The following is a 19,677-nucleotide window of genomic DNA, read 5'->3' on the forward strand; positions in this document are numbered from 1 at the left end:
CGCCGCTCCGGGCGCGCGGTGTTGCCGATCATAACATCGGATTTTGTTCCTATAGGAAACGCGAGGCCTGGACCGGAAATCGGGGGGCTGGGGCGTCTCGCGAAGTGGCGGGAAGGGCGCGAAGGGCGCGCCGATCCTGCCCGATTGGCCGCGACAGACGTGCTGGCAAGGCTTTTGCCCAACGCCTATGATGAATGCGCAGCAATCTCGGCATTGCCGTCGCCGGGCACGGCGTGTATAGTCGCCGGACGCAAGTTTGTTTCTTATCGGAAATAAGGGAAACGCCATGAACGCTTCGACCATCCTCGCCGATCTCGGCATTGCGCAGGCTGTCCAGTCCGGCGACATCGAGGTCCACTCGCCGATCTCGGGCGAACTCATCGGCCGCGTCGCGAGCCACACCGTGGCCGATGTCGATGCCGTGCTGGCGCGCGCCCAGGACGCCTTCAGCCGCTGGCGCAGCGTGCCCGCGCCGCGCCGCGGCGAGCTGGTGCGTCTGCTCGGCGACCGTCTGCGCGAGAAGAAGCAGGCGCTCGGCAGCCTCGTGTCGCTCGAAGCCGGCAAGATCCTTCAGGAAGGCCTGGGCGAAGTGCAGGAAATGATCGACATCTGCGACTTTGCCGTCGGTCTTTCGCGTCAGTTGTACGGCCTCACGATTGCGTCCGAGCGTCCCGGCCACCGCATGGGCGAGACGTGGCACCCCATGGGCGTGTGCGCCATCATCTCGGCGTTCAATTTCCCGGTCGCGGTGTGGTCGTGGAACGCGGCGCTCGCACTCGTCTGCGGCAACGCCGTGGTGTGGAAGCCTTCGGAGAAGACGCCGCTCACCGCGCTCGCCGTGCAGCAGATCATGACGGACGTGTTGAAGGAATTCGGCGATGCGCCCGAGGGGCTCGTTGCCCTGATCCACGGCGGCCGCGAAGTGGGCGCGAAACTGGTTGCCGACCCGCGGGCCGCGATCGTCAGCGCGACGGGCAGCACCGAAATGGGCCGCGCCGTGGGTGTGGAAGTAGCGAAGCGCTTCGGCCGCTCCATTCTCGAGCTGGGCGGCAACAACGCCGGCATCGTGACACCGAGCGCGGACCGCGACCTCACGCTGCGCGCCATCCTGTTCTCCGCAGTCGGCACGGCGGGCCAGCGTTGCACTTCGCTGCGGCGGCTCTTCGTGCACGAGAGCGTCTACGACGCAACCGTGGATCGTCTCAAGCAGCTCTACGGCAAGGTGCCTATCGGCAACCCGCTCGAAACGGGCACGCTGATGGGACCGCTGATCGACCGCCAGTCGTTTGCGCGCATGCAGGAAGCGTTGCAGCAGGCGCAGGCCGAAGGCGGCAAGGTGCATGGCGGCGAGCGCGTCGACGTGAAGGGCCTGGAAGGCGGCTATTACGTGCGTCCGGCGCTCGTCGAAATGCCGGCGCAAAGCGCGATCGTGCTCAAGGAAACCTTCGCGCCGATCCTCTACGTCATGCGCTATCGCGACTTCGACGAAGCCATTGCGGCCAACAACGCGGCGTCGCACGGTCTGTCGTCGTGCGTCTTCACAACCGACCTGCGCGAGGCCGAACGCTTTCTTTCGGCCACGGGTAGCGACTGCGGCATCGCCAACGTCAACATCGGACCGAGCGGCGCGGAAATTGGCGGTGCGTTCGGCGGCGAGAAGGAAACCGGCGGCGGCCGCGAGTCGGGCTCGGATGCGTGGAAGGGCTACATGCGTCGTGCGACCAACACGGTCAATTACTCGTCCGCGCTGCCGCTTGCGCAGGGCATCGACTTCAATATCGGCTGAGGGGCGCGGGTTTCCGCGGCTCGCTCAATGGCGTGGACAACGGCGTGGTCAACGCTTCGGCGCGTGGGCGTCGAAGCGTTCCTTTACGGAGTGACAGGTGAGTGCGAAAGTCGTCATTGTCGGCGGTGGGGTAATCGGCAGTTCGGTTGCGTATTTCCTGCGGGCTGCCGACCCAACGGTTAGCGTGACCGTCATCGAGCGCGACCCGACATATGCGCGCTCGTCGTCGGCGTTGTCGGCCGCGTCTATCCGGCAGCAGTTCTCGACGCCGCTCTCCATTCAGATGTCGCTGTTCGGCATCGAGTTTCTGCGCTCCATCGGCGAGCGGCTCGAAGTGGACGGCGTGCAGCCGTCCATCGATCTGCATGAGGGCGGCTATCTGTTTCTCGCCACGCCCGCGGGGCTCGATACGCTGCGCGAGAATCACGCGCTGCAAAAGCGCCTGGGCGCCGACATCAGCCTGCTCGATCGCGCTCAACTGGACGAACGCTTTGCGTGGCTCAACACGGAAGACCTCGTGGCAGGCGCGTTCGGCGAAAGCGGCGAGGGCTGGTTCGACGGCTACGGTCTCGTGCAGGCGCTGCGCAAAAAAGCGCAGGCATTGGGTGCGCGTTATGTGCCGAGCGACGTGACAGGGCTCGTGCGCGATGGCCGGCGCGTCACGCATGTCGTGGACGCGAACGGCGAGTCGTATGCCTGCGACGTGGTGGTGAACGCCGCGGGCGCGTGGTGTCGCCGTATCGCGGCAATGCTCGGCATCGAGATTCCCGTGTTCGCGCGCCGCCGCAGCATCTTCAACGTGAGTTCGCCGGCGCAGCTGGAACGTTGTCCGCTGCTGGTCGACCCGACAGGCGTGTACTTCCGGCCCGAAGGGCGCACCTACATCTGCGGCACGTCGCCGTCGCCCGACAACGATCCCGACGACCTGCCGCTTGACGAAGTGGACCATGCGCTCTTCGACGAGGTGATCTGGCCCACGCTCGCGCACCGCGTGCCGCAGTTCGAAGCGTTGCGCGTGGAGAACTGCTGGTCGGGCTACTACGAGTACAACGTGTTCGACCACAACGCGATCATCGGCGCACATCCCGATATCGATAACTGCATCTTTGCGAACGGCTTCAGCGGCCACGGTCTGCAACAGGGACCGGCGACGGGGCGTGGCGTGAGCGAACTGATCCTGCACGGCCGCTATACGACGCTCGATCTTTCGGCGCTCGGCTTTGCCCGTGTGCTGGAGAACCGGCCCTTCGTGGAAAAGAACGTGGTGTAGCGCCGACTGGCGCGCGCTTTGCAGTGCAGCGCGCCGATTCGCTGGCGCGTCAGTCACTTGCGCGCAGCTTGCCCAGGATATCCACAGGCTTGCTCACATTTTCTGTTGATAACTACGGACGACAATTTCGGGCGATAGCGACAGGCGGACGCGCTCGCGTTTCTGCCGGGCTGCACTCAGCCTTACGGCAGAGCCTCAAGCCCGAAGCCCCTCAAACCCCAGGCCTCAAGCCCGAAGCCTCAAGCCCGAAACTTCAAACCGCGCAGCGCGCCACGTGAAAGCGCATTTCCTCTTCCGGCGGATCGTTGGGCGCGTTGTCCGGATGCACCACGCGCACCACGGACCCGTTCGCCGACGGCGTCAACGTGACGAAGTACGACGTGTTCGAGCGGGAGCCCACTTCGAGTTCCGTGGCGCCGTTCGCACGCGATTCGTGCACGCGACCGAGACGGTTCTCGAGGCAACGGGAAATCGACGCGGGCGCATGCATCGACGACACGTAGATCATCGGCGTCGGGCCGTTGGCGAGGGCGGCGTTCTGCTGAGGGCCGCTGGGCGAACCGCAGGCGGCGAGCAGCAGGCTCGGGGCGAGAAGGAACGATTTCTTCATGGCGGGCTTGACCTGGGCGTTCGTTGTACCGATCCGCACCCGGCCTCCGGCGCCTGTGCGCCGACGTGGAGGGGATGCGTGGCCTGGCGCGCCGTCTGAGCGGCGACGCGGTGCGCAGCAGTATACGCACGACATCACGCGTGAGTGCGTAAGAAGATGCAACAGGAAGGGGCAGCGAGGCGGGGTGCGTGGAGGGGACTTGCAGGCCGCGACTCGGCAATATGCGCGCCGGTATTCGGGGCGCTACGCGGCAACGCCAATGGCAATACGCGCGCATGGTTCACACCACGCGCGCGTATCGCACAGCACTTTGCACAGGGACTTCAGGCAGGCAGTGATGCGTCAGGTGCAGCGAGCGTGCTGCAGCTTCCCGACGCGACTCCGCGCCTGCCAAACTTCATTGAGCCTTAGAACCGGTGACGCAGGCCCACTGCCACGGCCGTCTGGTTCTGCGTCGACGACGGCGACAGCGTGTTGATGGCCGCCACGTTCGCCCCCAGGTTGCCGAACTCGCCCGATGCGTGCTGGTACACGCCTTCCAGGTACACGTCGGTACGCTTGCTGAGCGAGTAATCGCCTTGCAGCGACACGGTGTGCCACTTCGGGTCGCCCGTACCGTTCGAGCCCGTCACGCGACCGTCGGTGAACGTGTACGCAGCGGCGAGGCTCAATGCCGGCGTCAGGGCATAGCGGCCGTTGATCTCGTAGTTGTCGAGGTGCAGGTTCGTGCCCGACAGGCCGCCGACGAACGTGCCGCCCACATTCGTGCTCTGCATGTTGTCGAACTGCGTGTGCGTGTACACAAAGCCGACCGTTGCCGGGCCGTACGTGTAATTCACGCCTGCGCCATACGTGCGCTGCAGCGCGGCTGCGACCTGCGCGCTGCCGTCACCCGCCGACACGGCGCCGCCCGTGTTGTTGCTGCCCGAGTTGTTGAGCTGCAAGTAGGCGGCCGCGACGTTCAGCGGACCGTTCGCATACGACGCGCCCACGCTCCATGCGCGGTTGTTCGAGAACTGTCCTGCCGCATTGCTGAAGCCATACAGGCCGCCGAACTGCACACCGGCGAAATTCGGGCTGGCGTACTTAACGGCGTTCTTGATGGAGAACGAGTTGTCGAGGTTGTCGTTGTCGAACGGGTGTCCGGCAAGGTTGTTGCCGTAGCCGTAACCCGCCGCCGAGATCGGCGCGAGGTAGTCCACCACGGAGTCATACTGGCGGCCCAGCGTCACCGTACCGAACTGGTTGCTTTGCAGGCCCACGTACGCCTGACGGTTGAACAACGTGTTGCTTTCGCGGAACTGGCCGTTGTTCAGATTGAAGCCGTTCTCCAACTTGAAGATGGCATGCAGGCCGCCACCCAGGTCTTCACTGCCGCGCAGGCCGAAGTACGTGTTCGACACCGAACCGCTGCCCTGTTGCCAGTTGCTATGGCCCAGTTGGTTGTTCGAGTAGACGAGACCGGCGTCCAGCGTGCCGTACAGGGTCACACTGCTTTGCGCATGAGCCGAGGCGGCTGCGAAGGCACCTACGATGCCCGCGACAAAAAGGGTTTTTTTCATGATTTATAACTCTCCGAGACAATCCAGAAGAATCGCATCAGCGTATTCACCGCGAGAGGCGAGTGGTCTGACGATTCGGGGGAAAGTGTATTCGGGTGACGGCGGACTTTAATTCCAAATCGCACAACAGTGCTTTCCGGGATTTGTAATGCCGCCAATTCGGCACGTAAGTGCGTGCGAATAAAAGATTATTTCGGTTCGTTTCGCGGCGTGACCGAACCTGGTTGATCCGCGGTATGTTGCTTATGCGCGACGGCCGGGTCTGGCGCGCCTATTGTGCCTCAGGGCTGTGTGGCCGATTGGTCCCGTTTCGGGCAAAGCACTATTCCCGGTTATTGCCTCATTCGCGGGCGCCGAAAGTCATAAAATCCGTTTTGCCCCTTGACCAAGGGCAGTCTTTTTCATCTTTTTCAGGCGGCCTTCGGGCCGCTTTTTTTATGCACGCGATATGGCGTGTCGTATTAAGTTCCCGGAAAATCAGAAAAACTTTATTGCGGGAATAGAAATGTGCGAATGAGAAAGGAACGTGCCGCCACTTAACTGCGCGGACAGAAGATCGCTGTCATGAGCGGTCCGACGTGCCGCACGATGGCGGGGCTACCCGCCGCCGCCACGGCCGACTGCACTTTGCTGTCGCTGCCGATCACTACCGCGCCGTAGGCCGATTTGCCCACGGGTTCGCCGCTGCCCGTGCGGAAGATGGGGTCGTCCTTTTCGTAGCCCACGATGGCGAACACGCGAAAGCCGAACGCGGTGACATCGGCGTCGTGCATCGGCCAGAACGCGTTGATGGAGTTGCTCTCCACGCGCATGGCATGCGGCTGGATCAGGTTCTGGTCGATCAGGCCGGAGACGAACTGATGGGCGGACACCGTGCACGCGAGCGGCGCGTCCAGCGCGGCCGCCTGGCAAAACAATGGCGTTGCCGCGAGCAAAAGGGCAAAAAGACGACGTTTCATCGGATCGGTGGAATGTTTCGCGGCGCGTGCTTTTTTAGGGGACGCTATATTCAGGGCCGCAACAAAAGGCTTGCCGTGCTTATTTAATAGGCATGCGACAGGTTTCGCACTTTACCCGCCTTTTGACAATTGTGCTCGCCGCGTTGCGTGCCGGTCACAGCCTTGCGGGGTGAGGGTTTGCGCGGCGCGCGCGGCCACTCGCGAATGTTGCACATACAACATAGGCTGCGCTCCGATGCCATAATGGCGCTTTTACGCGGACTCGCGGATTGCCGCGCCGCCGTCTCCATGCCCCTCGCCCTCGGCCCCTTCATCGTTCCGCTCATCGTCGCGTGCGCGATGTTCATGGAAAACGTGGACGCCACGGTCATCGTGACGTCGCTTCCCGCCCTCGCACGCGACCTTGGACACGACCCCATCTCGCTGAAACTCGCCATCACGAGCTATGTGATCGGCCTCGGCGTGTTCATTCCCATCTGCGGCTGGGTGGCCGACCGCTTCGGCTCGCGCACCGTGTTTCGCGTGGCGATCGGTATCTTCATGACCGGCTCGCTGCTGTGCGCGGCGGCCACGTCGTTGTCCGCGCTCGTGGCTGCGCGCTTCGTGCAGGGCATTGGCGGCGCGATGATGGTGCCGGTGGGGCGCATCCTCATCTTCCGTTCGGTGCCGAAGTCCCAGTTCATTCGCGCCGTCAACTACCTCACCGTGCCCGCGTTGCTAGGGCCTGTCGTGGGGCCGCCGCTGGGCGGCTTCATCACCACCTATTTGCACTGGCGCCTGATCTTCTTCGTCAACATTCCCATCGGTCTCTTCGGTATCTGGCTCGCGAATCGCCACATTGCCAACATGCACGAAGAGCATCCCGGTCCGCTCGACTGGATCGGCTTCGTGCTTTCTGCTGCGGGCGCATCGCTCTTCATGCTCGGGCTTTCGCTCGTGGGCGGTGAACTGGCGTCGGCGAACGTGGCGTTCGTGATGACCGTGACGGGCGCGTTGTTGCTCGCGCTCTACTGGTTCTACGCGCAGCGCGCCGAGCGGCCCGTGCTCGATCTGCGCTTTCTGCGCATTCCGAGCTTTCATGCAAGCGTGGTGGGCGGGTCGCTGTTTCGCATCGGGCTGGGTGCCGTGCCGTTCCTGCTGCCGCTGGCATTCCAGGAAGGGCTGGGCCTGACCGCGTTCGTGTCGGGCTCCATTACGTGCGCCTCCGCGTTCGGCTCCATTTTCATGAAGACCATTGCGACACGCGTGCTTGCGAAGTTTGGCTTCCGCAAGGTGCTCATGGTGAACGCCGCGCTCGCAGGTGCGTCGATTGCCGCGTATGGCTTCTTCTTTCCCGGCACGCCGCATTGGGTGATCTGGTGCGTGGTGCTGGTGGGCGGCGTGTTCCCGTCGCTGCAATTTACGAGCCTCAACTCGCTTGCCTACGCGGACATTGCGGGCCGCGACATCGGCCGCGCAACCAGCGTGGCGAGCGTGATCCAGCAGATTTCGCTGGGCCTCGGCGTGACCATCGCGGGCATCGTGTTGCAGATTTCGCGCGACCTGCAAGGCCATGCCCACGTGGTGTGGTCGGACTTCTGGCCCGCGTTTTTCGCGGTCGCGCTGTTTTCGGTGGCGTCGATTCCGGTTACCGCGCGGCTGCCACACGGCACCGGCGACGAGATCGCGCGCGGCGTGCGCGGGAAGGTCGGCAAGGCAGCTTAGCGCGCAGCAACGGCGCGGTAACACGAGCGGAATAACAGCCCGCGTCCACCCGCCCGAGCTTCCCTTACATCGCTTCTTTCACCGCGCGCAGGAACTGCTTCGTGCGCTCGTGTTCGGGCGCCGAGAAGAACTGCTGCGGCGGTCCCTGCTCGATGATCTTGCCCTGCGAGAAAAAGCACACGCGGTCCGCGAACTCTTTCGCAAAACCCATCTGGTGCGTGACCATCAGCATCGTGAGGTTGTGCTCGCTGCCCAGACGGCGGATCACGTTGAGCACTTCGCCGCACAGTTCGGGGTCGAGCGCGGAGGTCACCTCGTCGAACAGCATCACCTTGGGCCGCATGGCGAGCGCCCGCGCAATCGCCACGCGCTGCTGCTGGCCGCCCGAAAGCTGCGACGGGTAGTGGTTGCACTTGTCTTCGAGGCCCACAAGACAGAGCAGTTCGTGCGCACGCTCCGTGGCTTCCTTGCGCGAGAGGCCGAGTACCTGCATGGGCGCTTCGATCGTATTGGCGAGCGCCGTCATGTGCGGAAAGAGATTGAAGCTCTGAAACACCATGCCGATCTTGCTGCGCACGCGCCGCAGGTGGCGCAGCGAAGCGGGCACGAGCGAGCCGTTCTTCACCATGTGCGTGAGCGGTTCGCCGTCCACTTCGATCATGCCGTCCGTGAGCGGGTCGAGCGTCATCAGCACGCGTAGCAGCGTCGATTTGCCGGAGCCGCTTGGCCCGATGATCGCCACCTTCTCGTTGCGGCCCACTTCGAGGTCGAGCCCGTCGAGCACGGTCAGCGCGCCATAGCGCTTCGTCACGTTGCGAAAGCGCACCATGGGCGCTTCGCCGTTGCTTGTGGCGGCGGGCGTGTACGCGGCGGCGGGGTCACGTTTCATTGCTTGCTCCATTACGGGGGATCCGGAATTCGAGGCGCTGGGCGCGCCGTCACGCATGGCGGTGGGCAGGTTCATGGCAACCTCAGGCTGAATTCGAGCCGCCGCACGAGGTGGGCGAACGTCACGCTGAGCACGAGGAAGAACAGCCCCGCGAGCGTGATGGGCTCCAGATAGCGGAACGTTTCGGAGCCGATGTTCTTCGCCTGCTGCATCAGCTCCACGACGGTGATGGCGGAGAGCACGGGCGTGTCCTTGAACATGGCGACGAGATAGTTGCCGAGCGCGGGCACCACGGGGCGAATGGCTTGCGGCAGGATCACGCCGAGGTAGGTGCGCCGCGGCGAGAGCGACAGCGCGCAGCACGCTTCCCACTGGCCGCGCGCAACGCCGTTGAGGCCGGCGCGATAGACCTCGGACGTATAGCACGCGTAATGCAGCGCGATGCCCGCGGTGCCGGCCGTGAGCGCACTCATCGTGATGCCGTAGACCGGCAGCACATAGAAGAGCACGTAGATCTGGATCAGCAGCGGCGTGCTGCGGACGAACTCGACGACGAAGCCCACCGTCAGCGCCAGCGGCCGGAAGGTGCTGCGCCTCAGAATCGCGAACACGAGGCCCAGCACGAGCGCAATGGCAAAGCCGACGAGCGTGATCAGGATCGTGTAGAGCGAGGCGTGCAGCAGGGCCGGCAGAATCTGCGCGGCGTAGTGAAGATCGAAGAAGCTGTTCATCGGGCGACTCTCTGCAAGAAGCGGCTCATGGCGGTGCCGGCGGCGAGGCCCCTCGCTGCGCGTGGCCGGCTGTTCGCGATGCCGTGATTCACGCGGCGTTCGAAGTAGCGCATCAACGTCGCAATGCACTGGGCCAGCACGAAGTAGATGACGAGCGTGAGCCCGAAAATCTCCGCGGTCTTGAACGTGGCTTCGTCGAGCTGGCGCGCGCGGAACGTGAGGTCGGAGAGCGTGATCAGCGAAACGAGCGACGTGCCCTTGAGCAATTCGATCATGAGGTTCGTGGCGGGCGGCAGCGCGTTGATCATGGCTTGCGGCAGCACGATGCGGCGCATGCGCGTCAAGGGCGAGAGATTGAGCGCGAGCGCGGCCTCGAACTGGCCACCGGGCACCGAACGCAGCGCGCCGCGCAGAATCTCCGAGCCGTAGGCGCCGTAGTGCAACCCGAGCCCCACGATCGCCACCGTGAGCGGCGTGAGTTCGATACGAAACGGCGGCAGCGGCAACACGAAGAAGAACCAGAAGAGCTGCACGAGCAGCGACGTGCCGCGGAACACTTCGACATAGACGTTGCCCACCCAACGCAGCGGTGCCCACGGCGCGAGTTTGGCGGCGGTGGCCACGAACGCCATGACGATGGCGAGCAACGTCGCGCCGATCGTAATGCCGATGGTCACCAGAGTGCCCTGCATGAGCAGGGGAAACAATTCACGCATGGCGGTCCTCGCTTGCATGATGGCGTGCGGCCCGCCGCGCTGTGCGCGGGCCGCAACGGTGGTGCGTCCGCCTGCCGGCTTCACAGGGGCCGACGGGGTCGGCCAGAGCCGGCGCGAATACCGGGGGGCTACACCCGGCCGGCAGACTTGCGACTGACTTGCGGCGTATTTACCGCGTATTTACCGCCTGTTTGCGGCTTACTTGCCGCTGCAGATTTCCGCGGCAGTCTTCGTCGTGATGTTCGACTTGTCGAAGCCGAACGGTGCGACGGTCTGCAGATGATCCGGCGTGCCGAGCCACGCGTGCAGCTGCTTGTTCACGGCGTCGCGCAGATCCGTGTCCTCGGGCCGGAAGGCGAGCGCGCCATAGCCCGTGTGCTTCGGATCATCGGTGAAGTCGGAGACGGTTTCCACCTGGGCCGCGTCTTTCGAGGCGAGACCCTTCATCGTGAGTGCGGTGCCTGCGGCGGCATCCGCGCGGCGCGCGCGCACGGCCTGCAATTGCGCCGTCGTATCCGGTACCTGGAGCAACTGAGCATCTTTCACGCCCGCATCGCGCGAGTTGCCCAGTTCCACCGCGCCCGCCATCACCGCCAGCTTCACGTCGGACTGTTTTGCGACGTCGCCGTAGCTGTGCAGTTTCTTCGGATTGCCTTTCAGCACGAGCAGCGTGTCCTGAATCTGGTATTGCGGATCGGCGAACGCGACCTGCTTGCAGCGCTCGGGCGTGATGTACATGCCTGCCGCGATCACGTCGAAGCGGCCCGCACGCAGGCCTGGAATCAGCGATCCCCATTCGGTCAGCACGCCATCCACCTTCTTCACGCCGAGCTTCGCGAAGATCTTGCGCGCGATTTCGGGCGACTCGCCCGTCACCTTGCCGTCGGGCGTCGTGTAGGCAAACGGTGCTTCGTTCGCGTAGCCAATGCGTACCTCGCCGGTGCGTTGAATGCGCTGCAGCGTGGTTTCGGCCGCCGCGTGCTGCACGTGCATGAGCAGGCCGGCCGCCGCGATGCACGCGATGCTGAAAGCCTGGGGCAGTCTGGAATGGCGCTTCGGGTTCATGTCGGTCCCATTGCGTGGGGTAAGGATGGCGCGGTGCGTCATGCGCCGCGGAGTCAGGCGGGGGGTCCGTGAAAACCCGATGTGGTGTCGTGGTACACCGCCATTGGAACCCAGCATACAAAGCCATATTTTTGTTTCTGATTGCTCTAGGACAATAATTTTCCAACGGGTTTTGCCCGCACTATCCGAACACCGACGAAGACCCAACGAAGACCCGAGCCATGGAGAAGACGGTGAGAGAGCAGTGGCGCGAAGCGGTGCGCGCGGCGCACGGCGCCGAATCGAAATACAAGCGGCTGGTGAAGGCCATTGCGGGCGACATCGAAAGCACGGTGTTGCGCGCGGGCGAACGCTTGCCGCCGCAGCGCGATGTGGCGGCGGAACTGGAAATCAGCGTGCAGACGGTGACCAACGCCTACAAGGAACTGGAGCGCCAGGGCCTGATCCGCTGCGAAGTGGGGCGCGGCAGTTTCGTGTCGGGCCGCGTGACGGAGACCATGTCGAACTACATGCTCGATACGGCCGAGCGCTCCGTGGTGGACTTCTCGATTGCACGCATCATCCACACCGCCGAGCACGACGCGATGTGGCGCAAGGTCTGCGCGACGCTCGCGGGCCTCGACGATCAGCCTTGGATTCGCGCATTTCGCCCTATTGCGGGCTTCGAGCATCATCGCCAGGCTGCGGCGGCGTGGCTCGCCACGCTCGGCATGCCGGCCTCGGCGGACACGCTGCTCGTCACGAACGGCGCGGCGCACGGCATCTTTCTCGCACTGGCGTCGCTGGTAGGGCCGGGCGACACCGTGCTCTGCGAAAGTCTGACGGACCACGGCGTGATCGGCAGCGCAAGCGTGCTGGGGTTTACGCTGAAGGGACTCGAAATAGACGAGTACGGCATTCACCCCGAGCACTTCGAAGAGATGTGCGACAGCGAGCGCATTTCGGCGCTCGTGTGCACGCCCACCTTGAACAACCCCACCGTTTCGCTGATGCCCGAGTCGCGCCGCCGCGCGATTGCGCGCATTGCGCAGCGCTACGGCGTCTATGTGATCGAAGACGACGTGTACGGTCCGCTGCTGCCCAAGCGCGTGCCGCCCATTTCGAGCCTGATTCCCGAGCTTTCGTTTTACTGCACGAGCCTCACGAAGTCGGTGCTGACGGGCTTGCGCATCGGCTATCTCACCACGCCGCGGCGCCTCGCGCTGCGCGCCGAGAGCGTGCTGCGCGTGAACAGCTGGATGGCGACGCCGCCCATGGCCGAAGTCGCCACGCGCTGGCTCGTCGACGGCACCGCGGCGCGCCTGCTCGAAGTGCAGCGCGAATGTCTCTCACGCCGCCAGGCGCTCGTGCAGCAGATTCTGGGCAGCTACGTGCTGGGCGCACATCCGCACGCGCTTTCGGTATGGCTGCGCGTGCCTTCGCACTGGCAGACCGACCGGCTCGTGCGCGAGCTGCGCAATCGCAATATCGCGGTCACGTCGCCGGACCCGTTTCTCGTGCGCGGCGGCGAGCGGCCCGATGCGGTGCGCCTGTGCGTGGGCGCGGAAGTGGGCGAAGACACCTTCCGCGCGGCGCTCGAAACCATGCGCGACGTGTTCGAGCAATACCCGCAGGTGCACGACTTCGCGTAAATGTACCAGGACAATCGAAAACAATTTTTAGAACATTAGACTCGGTCGCATTGAAGGACGCTGCGCCATCCGGCGCGGCGCCGAACCCCTCACTGCGGCCTGCCTCATGTCTGTCGTCTGTCCTGCCGATGTCTACCGCGCGCGTCAGCGAATCGGGTCGCGTGTGCGGCGCACGCCGCTCGTCGAATCGCCTTCGCTTTCGGCGCTTGCCGGTACGCGCGTGCTGCTGAAACTCGAAACGGTTCAACCCACGGGCAGCTTCAAAGTGCGCGGCGCGACCCATGCGCTAGCCGTGCTTGCGGAGCAAGGCTGCACGCGCGTGGTCACGGCCTCCACGGGCAATCACGGACGCGCCGTTGCTTACGCAGCGCAGGCGCTCGGCATGCAGGCCACCGTGTGCATGTCGTCGCTCGTGCCGGCCAACAAGGTGGAAGCCGTGCGCCAGCTGGGCGCGCAGGTCCGCATTACCGGCGCAAGCCAGGACGATGCGCAGCACGAAGCGCGGCGGCTCGCGCAGGAAGAAGGCTTCGTGTTCGTGCCGCCGTTCGACGACCCGCACGTCATTGCCGGGCAAGCCACCATCGGGCTCGAGATCGTCGAGGACTTGCCCGATGTCGCGAACATCGTCGTGCCGCTTTCGGGCGGGGGCCTTTTTGCCGGCATCGCGCTCATGGCGAAAGCCTTGAACCCCGCCATTCGCATGACGGGCGTCACGATGGCGCGCGGCGCCGCGATGCACGCGAGTCTCGCAGCGGGGCGACCTGTGATCGTGGAAGAGGTCGAGTCGCTTGCCGATTCGCTGGGCGGCGGCATCGGTCTCGACAACCGCTACACGTTCTCCCTCACACGTGACTTGATCGACGAGGCGTTGCTGCTCGACGAGGCGTCCATTGCGCGCGGCATCGCGCACGCGTATCGCGAGGAACGGCTCGTGGTGGAAGGCGCTGGCGCGGTGGGCATGGCAGCGGTGCTCGATGGCGTGCTCGACGCGACGCAGTTGCGGCGTGGCCCCGTCGTGCTCGTGGTGAGCGGCTCGAACATCGATATGGGTCTGCATCGCCGCGTGGCGGCAGGCTGAGCGAAAGGCCACGCGCCATCTGAACAGGACACTCGATATGTCATCCATCACGTTGCTGGGCGAAAGCGAACTGCGCGAACTCGTGCCACTCGATCTGGCCGCGATCGATCAGGTGGAATCCGCGTTCCTCGCGCTCGCGACCGAAGCGGTGGCGATGCCGCCTGTTCTGCGGCTCGATCTGCCCGAGTATCGCGGCGAGGTGGATGTGAAGACCGCGTATCTGCCGCGCTTCGAGAGTTTTGCGATCAAGGTGAGCCCCGGCTTCTTCAACAACCCGCAGCTCGGGCTGCCCAGCCTCAACGGACTCATGCTCGTGCTTTCGGCGCGCACGGGCCTGACCGAAGCCGTGCTGCTGGACAACGGCTACCTCACCGCCGTGCGCACCGCGGCGGCAGGTGCGGTTGCCGCGCGCTGGCTGGCGCGTGAAAACGCGCGGCACGTGGCGGTGATCGGCGCGGGCGAGCAGGCGCGGCTTCAGTTGCGTGCGCTCGCGTGCGTGCGACGGTTGGAGCGCATCTCCGTATGGGCGCGCGACCGCGAACGCGCAACGCAGTTCGCGCGCGAGATGGGTAAGCAGTTCGCCGTCGAGGCCCGCGTTGCGCAAGACGTGCACGACGCGCTGTGCGAAGCCGACATCGCGATCACCACCACGCCGAGCGAGACACCGCTCGTGCAGGCGCGTGACCTGCATTCGGGTCTGCACATCACGGCGATGGGATCCGACGCGGAACACAAGAACGAGATCGCGCCCGCGGCGCTCGCCGCCGCACGTTACGTGTGCGACCGTGTGCAACAGACGCGCGTGCTGGGCGAGTTGCATCACGCCATCGAAGCAGGCGCTGTGGCCGGCAACGCGCGCTTTGCGGAGCTGGGCGAAGTGATTGCGGGCGGCGTGCCTGGACGTACGAGCGACGACGACATCACGATCTGCGACCTCACGGGCACCGGCGCACAGGACACGGCGATTGCCGCGCTCGCGCTGGCCCGTGCGCGCGCCGCGGGTGCAGGCACGACGTTTCACAACGATGCCCTCAAACACGCAAGCGAGTGACAAGCCGTCCACCTGAGCTCAGAAGGCCAGGACGCGCAGGCAAAGCAGCACGAAGGGCAACAAACCGAAGGACAAGGAAGGGACCACCATGCCAGAAACCATGCAACAGAAACCGCACGCGACGAGCGGCGTGGCGCCCGCCGCACCCGCCGCGCCCGCCGTGCGCCTGCCGTTCGAGCGCGAGGAGTACGCCGCGCGCATTGCCCGCACGCGCCGTGCCATGCAGGAAGCCGGCATCGATCTGCTGATCGTGACGGACCCGACCAACATGGCGTGGCTCACGGGCTACGACGGCTGGTCGTTCTACGTGCACCAGTGCGTGCTGCTCGCCATGGAAGGCGAGCCCGTCTGGTTCGGTCGCGGCCAGGATGCCAACGGCGCGCGCCGCACGGTGTTCATGAAGCACGACCAGATCGTTGGGTATCCAGATCATTACGTGCAGTCCACGGAGCGGCATCCCATGGACTACCTCTCGCACGAGGTGATCGAAGCGCGCGGCTGGGGCCGGGGCCGCATCGGCGTGGAACTCGACAACTATTACTTCAGCGCCGCGGCATGGGAAGCGCTCAAGCGCAACTTGCCGCAGGCGCAGTGGCGCGACGCGACCGCGCTCGTGAACTGGCAGCGCGCGGTGAAGTCGCCGCGCGAGATCGAGTACATGCGCATTGCGGCGCGCATCGTCGAAAAGATGCATGCGCGCATCGTGGAGCGCATCGAGCCCGGCATGCGCAAGAACGACCTTGTCGCAGATATTTACGCCGCGGGCATCACGGGCGTCGAAGGCTACGGCGGCGACTATCCCGCCATCGTGCCGCTGCTGCCCACGGGCGCCGACGCGGCCGCGCCGCACCTTACCTGGGACGACACGCCGTTCGCGCGCGGTGCCGGCACGTTCTTCGAGATTGCCGGCTGCTTTCGCCGCTATCACTGCCCGCAGTCGCGCACGGTTTATCTCGGCAAACCGCCGAAGCATTTCATCGATGCCGAAAGTGCCGTGGTGGAAGGCATCGAAGCGGGGCTTGCCGCCGCGAAGCCGGGCAACACCTGCGAAGACATTGCGAACGCGTTCTTCGCCGTGCTGCGCAAATCGGGCATCGAAAAGAACAGCCGCTGCGGCTACCCCATCGGCGCGAGCTATCCGCCCGACTGGGGCGAGCGCACCATGAGCCTGCGGCCCGGCGACCGCACGGTGCTGCAACCCGGCATGACGTTCCACTTCATGCCGGGCCTGTGGCTCGACGACTGGGGTCTCGAAATTACGGAAAGCATCCTGATTACCGATTCCGGCGTCGAGACCTTCTGCAACACGCCGCGCAAACTGTTCGTGAAGGAGTAGGGCATGCGCGCATCGCCGATTACACCGACCGTCGACTTCGACGGGCAAGGGGTTCAGCACGGTTTTCTGAAACTGCCGCACTCGCACGACAGTTCAGCGTGGGGCGCGGTGATGATCCCCGTCACCGTCGTGCAGCGCGGGCACGGGCCCACGGTGCTGCTGACAGGCGGCAACCACGGCGACGAGTACGAAGGGCCCATCGTGCTCTCGCGGCTCGCCTCCACGCTGAAGGCCGAGGATGTGGCGGGTCGCGTCATCATCGTGCCGTTCATGAATTACCCCGCGTTTCTGGCGGGAAGCCGCACGTCGCCCATCGATCGCGGCAACCTGAACCGCAGCTTTCCGGGCCGCCCCGACGGCACCCTTACCGAAAAAATCGCGGACTACTTCCAGCGCTATCTGCTGCCGCTTGCCGACTACGTGCTGGACCTGCATGCAGGCGGACGCACGCTCGACTTCGTGCCGTTCGCCGCCATTCACGTGCTGCACGACGCGAAGCAGCAGGCGCGCTGCGAGGCCGCAATGCGTGCGTTCGGCGCGCCGTACTCCATGCGCATGCTGGAACTCGACAGCGTCGGGCTCTTCGATACGGCGGTGGAAGAGGCGGGCAAGGTGTTCGTCTCGACCGAACTGGGCGGCGGCGGCACGGCTACCGCGGCGAGCGTGGCCGTGGCGATGCGCGGCGTGCGTGGCTTTCTGCAGCATGCCGGCGTGCTCGCGCCGCCCGCGGGCGAACTGTTCGAGGCGGCGAGCCGCGCGTGGGGCGAGGCATCGCGCACCACGACGCTGCTCGATATGCCCGACGGCAGCTGCTATACGACGAGCGAGCACGACGGCCTGATCGAGCCGTGCAAAGACCTGGGCGAGATGGTGGAACACGGGGAGGTGATCGCCCGTGTGTACGACACGACGCGCTCGGGCGCGCGGCCCTTCGAATATCGCGCGGCGCGCAGCGGGCTGCTTGCGGCGCGCCATTTCCCGGGGCTCGTGCGCGTGGGCGACACCGTCGCGGTGGTGGCCGACGTCGTAGAGCGCGGCATTCCGGTGGCGGCCTGAGCACCGCCCGCCACAGGCACGCGATACATCCATGAAACTCGACCGCTACGACCTCGCGATTCTGCGCACGCTGGCGCGCGATGGACGCATCACGAAGTCGCGCCTCGCCGAAGAGGTCAACCTGTCGATCTCGCCGGCGTGGGAGCGCGTGCGGCGTCTCGAAGAAAGCGGGCTGATTCGCGGCTACCGCGCCGACATCGACTGGATCGCGGCGTTCAAGGGCACGCGCATCGTCGTGGAAGTCACGCTCGCGCGCCATACGGCGCACGACATGCGCCGCTTCGAGGAGCGCGTGGCTCGCGCTCCCGAAGTCGTGCAGTGCCACGCCACAGGCGGCGGCGTGGACTACGTGATGCACGTCGTCTCACGCGACATCGACCAGTACCAGCGTTTCATCGATTCGCTGCTCACGGACGAGCTCGGCATCGAGCGCTATTTCACCTACATCGTGACGAAGGTGGTGAAGCAGGCAGGGGATACGGTGCCGGACTGGGTTGCGGATTCAGGCGAGGCGGGCTGAGGGCCGCACCCGCCCGAAAGCACGCCACAGAAAAAACCCCTGAAATTCCAGCTCGAAAACAGAAAGAACGCACAGCGTCGGACCGCAACACAGAAAGAGCAGAGGGCATGCCAGCCCTACAGTGGAAGGCATTGAAACAACGCGACAGAGGCAGGTTCTGGCCAATGTCGTCGCCACTCTGCCGGCCAATCATGGAGGAAGTCATGCTGCTGGGCCATCCCGTTCTATTCAAGTCGCTGTGCTATGTCGACGGACGCTGGGTTCACAGCGACACGGCATCCACCGTCGCGGTGCAGAACCCTGCCGATCAAAGCGTGATCGGCCATGTTCCGATGTTGAGCGCCGCGCAGATCGAGGAAGCCGTGTCCGCGGCGCAGCGCGCGTTCGAAGCGTGGCGCTGGGTGCCGGTGGCGCAGCGTAGCGCGCTGCTGCTGCGCTGGCACGAACTCGTGCTGCGCCATCGCAACGATCTGGCCAGCATGCTTGCGCTGGAGCAGGGCAAGCCGGTCGCGGAGGCGCGCGGCGAGATCACCTATGGCGCAAGCTTCATCGAATGGTTCGCGCACGAAGCGAAACGGCTGGGCGGCCGCACCATTGCCTCGCATATCGACGGCGCGCAGCTCGGCACGATGATGGAGCCGGTAGGCGTGGCCGCACTCATCACGCCGTGGAATTTCCCCTCGGCGATGATCACGCGCAAGGCCGCGGCGGCTATCGCGGCGGGCTGCACCGTAGTCGTGAAGCCCGCGCACGAGACGCCGTTCTCGGCGCTCGCGCTCGCGCAACTCGCGGAAGAAGCGGGCTTTCCCGCAGGCGTCTTCAACGTCGTGCTCGGCGAGCCGCAGACCGCGATGGAAACGCTCGTGCGCGACGCTCGCGTGCGCTCGGTCAGCTTCACGGGTTCCACGCGCGTGGGCACGCTCGTCATGCAGGCCGCGGCGAGTGCGGACATCAAGAAGACCGCACTGGAACTGGGCGGCAACGCGCCCTTCATCGTCGCGGAAGATGCGGACCTCGAAGAAGCCGTGCGCGTGGCCGTGGCCGCGAAGTTTCAGACCTCGGGGCAAGACTGCTGCGCAGCGAACCGCATTCTCGTGGCGAAGCCGCTCTACGAAGCATTCGTTGCCCGCTACAGCGACGCCGTGCGTGCGTTGAAAGTGGGCGGAGCATTCGAAGACAGCGTGGACGTGGGTCCGCTCATGCACCAGGCGGCGCTCGACACCACGCGCGAACGCGTGGCCGACGCCCGCGCGAAAGGCGCACGCATCACCGTGGGCGGCGAGCCGCACGCGCTGGGCGGTTGGTTCTTCGAACCCACCGTGATCGCCGACGCGCGGCCCGGCATGCGCGTCTACGACGAAGAAAACTTCGCGCCCATCTCGGCGGTGTCGCCGTTCGAGACGCTCGACGAAGCCATCGCGCTCGCCAACGACACCGAATACGGCCTTGCCGCCTACTTGATGTCGACGAACCTGAACACCGTCTGGCAGACCCTTCGCCGACTCGAATTCGCGATGGTCTCCGTGAACGGCGCGAAGTTCACGGGCGCGCCCATTCCGTTTGGCGGCATGAAGGCCTCGGGCCTTGGCCGCGAAGGCGGCATGGAAGGCTTCGAACCCTTCGTGGAAACCCGCTACTACTGCCTGGGCCAACTTGGCTTGCCTCACGCGAACGCCGCATCGATGCGGCATGCGGCTGCGGCATGACGCGCGA

The 19,677-nt window shown here is 65.1% G+C and carries 17 protein-coding genes; 10 read left to right on the top strand and 7 right to left on the bottom strand.

All coding sequences use genetic code 11. From position 1 onward, the window contains the following. Positions 1-286 precede the first annotated feature (286 nt). On the top strand, positions 287-1,786 hold the full coding sequence (locus P2869_RS21220) for an aldehyde dehydrogenase family protein (RefSeq protein WP_126876468.1): 1,500 nt from the start codon (positions 287-289) through the stop codon (positions 1,784-1,786). A 97-nt stretch (positions 1,787-1,883) separates the two neighbouring features. Further along, the gene (locus P2869_RS21225; protein WP_126876467.1) at positions 1,884-3,056 is read left to right on the top strand and encodes an FAD-binding oxidoreductase; all 1,173 of its coding nucleotides are present in this window, start codon (positions 1,884-1,886) and stop codon (positions 3,054-3,056) included. A 253-nt stretch (positions 3,057-3,309) separates the two neighbouring features. Here P2869_RS21225 and P2869_RS21230 read toward each other — a convergent pair whose 3' ends face one another. From P2869_RS21230 to P2869_RS21240, 3 genes are all read right to left on the bottom strand, one after another. After that, on the bottom strand, positions 3,310-3,666 hold the full coding sequence (locus P2869_RS21230; RefSeq protein ID WP_277599459.1) for a sugar ABC transporter ATPase: 357 nt from the start codon (positions 3,664-3,666) through the stop codon (positions 3,310-3,312). Between the two features lie 407 nt (positions 3,667-4,073). Next, a complete protein-coding gene (locus P2869_RS21235; protein WP_126876465.1) occupies positions 4,074-5,228 on the bottom strand; it encodes a porin in 1,155 nt (384 codons plus the stop codon). Positions 5,229-5,764: 536 nt separating this feature from the next. After that, positions 5,765-6,187 (bottom strand): hypothetical protein, encoded by a 423-nt coding sequence (locus P2869_RS21240; RefSeq protein WP_026121972.1) that lies wholly within the window; start codon positions 6,185-6,187, stop codon positions 5,765-5,767. 288 nt (positions 6,188-6,475) lie between these two features. Here P2869_RS21240 and P2869_RS21245 point away from each other — a divergent pair, with 288 nt between their 5' ends. Next, positions 6,476-7,891 (top strand): MFS transporter, encoded by a 1,416-nt coding sequence (locus P2869_RS21245; RefSeq protein WP_277599460.1) that lies wholly within the window; start codon positions 6,476-6,478, stop codon positions 7,889-7,891. Between the two features lie 64 nt (positions 7,892-7,955). Here P2869_RS21245 and ehuA read toward each other — a convergent pair whose 3' ends face one another. The 4 genes from ehuA to ehuB all read right to left on the bottom strand — a co-directional run bounded on the left by ehuA (position 7,956) and on the right by ehuB (position 11,292). Beyond that, positions 7,956-8,780, bottom strand: a complete 825-nt coding sequence (ehuA, locus tag P2869_RS21250) for an ectoine/hydroxyectoine ABC transporter ATP-binding protein EhuA (protein WP_017777432.1) — start codon at positions 8,778-8,780, stop codon at positions 7,956-7,958. Positions 8,781-8,851: 71 nt separating this feature from the next. Next, positions 8,852-9,511 carry an ectoine/hydroxyectoine ABC transporter permease subunit EhuD gene (gene ehuD / locus P2869_RS21255; protein ID WP_017777433.1) on the bottom strand — a complete coding sequence of 220 codons (660 nt, stop codon included), beginning with the start codon at positions 9,509-9,511 and terminating at the stop codon, positions 8,852-8,854. Then, positions 9,508-10,227 (bottom strand): ectoine/hydroxyectoine ABC transporter permease subunit EhuC, encoded by a 720-nt coding sequence (gene ehuC, locus P2869_RS21260; RefSeq protein WP_017777434.1) that lies wholly within the window; start codon positions 10,225-10,227, stop codon positions 9,508-9,510. The genes ehuD and ehuC overlap by 4 nt, the downstream gene beginning before the upstream one ends. 198 nt (positions 10,228-10,425) lie before the next feature. Next, the gene (gene ehuB / locus P2869_RS21265) at positions 10,426-11,292 is read right to left on the bottom strand and encodes an ectoine/hydroxyectoine ABC transporter substrate-binding protein EhuB (RefSeq protein WP_017777435.1); all 867 of its coding nucleotides are present in this window, start codon (positions 11,290-11,292) and stop codon (positions 10,426-10,428) included. A 221-nt stretch (positions 11,293-11,513) separates the two neighbouring features. Between ehuB and P2869_RS21270 the strand changes: the two genes are divergently transcribed. The 7 genes from P2869_RS21270 (at position 11,514) to P2869_RS21300 (ending at position 19,670) form a co-directional block, all read left to right on the top strand. Continuing rightward, positions 11,514-12,923 carry a PLP-dependent aminotransferase family protein gene (locus P2869_RS21270; protein ID WP_277599461.1) on the top strand — a complete coding sequence of 470 codons (1,410 nt, stop codon included), beginning with the start codon at positions 11,514-11,516 and terminating at the stop codon, positions 12,921-12,923. A gap of 106 nt (positions 12,924-13,029) precedes the next feature. Beyond that, entirely contained in the window at positions 13,030-14,001 is a 972-nt protein-coding gene (gene eutB, locus P2869_RS21275; RefSeq protein ID WP_277599462.1) for a hydroxyectoine utilization dehydratase EutB, read from the top strand. Between the two features lie 37 nt (positions 14,002-14,038). Next, positions 14,039-15,052: a cyclodeaminase gene (locus P2869_RS21280; protein ID WP_277599463.1), complete on the top strand. Its 1,014-nt coding sequence runs from the start codon at positions 14,039-14,041 to the stop codon at positions 15,050-15,052. An 88-nt stretch (positions 15,053-15,140) separates the two neighbouring features. Continuing rightward, positions 15,141-16,388 carry an ectoine hydrolase DoeA gene (gene doeA, locus P2869_RS21285; RefSeq protein ID WP_277599464.1) on the top strand — a complete coding sequence of 416 codons (1,248 nt, stop codon included), beginning with the start codon at positions 15,141-15,143 and terminating at the stop codon, positions 16,386-16,388. A 3-nt stretch (positions 16,389-16,391) separates the two neighbouring features. After that, a complete protein-coding gene (gene doeB / locus P2869_RS21290; protein ID WP_017777440.1) occupies positions 16,392-17,444 on the top strand; it encodes a N(2)-acetyl-L-2,4-diaminobutanoate deacetylase DoeB in 1,053 nt (350 codons plus the stop codon). 31 nt (positions 17,445-17,475) lie between these two features. After that, a complete protein-coding gene (locus P2869_RS21295; RefSeq protein ID WP_277599465.1) occupies positions 17,476-17,964 on the top strand; it encodes an Lrp/AsnC family transcriptional regulator in 489 nt (162 codons plus the stop codon). Positions 17,965-18,167: 203 nt separating this feature from the next. Further along, on the top strand, positions 18,168-19,670 hold the full coding sequence (locus P2869_RS21300) for an NAD-dependent succinate-semialdehyde dehydrogenase (protein WP_277599917.1): 1,503 nt from the start codon (positions 18,168-18,170) through the stop codon (positions 19,668-19,670). The last annotated feature ends 7 nt before the right edge of the window (positions 19,671-19,677 follow it).

This window comes from Paraburkholderia sp. SUR17 (genome assembly GCF_029536165.1).
Classification (GTDB): domain Bacteria; phylum Pseudomonadota; class Gammaproteobacteria; order Burkholderiales; family Burkholderiaceae; genus Paraburkholderia; species Paraburkholderia kururiensis.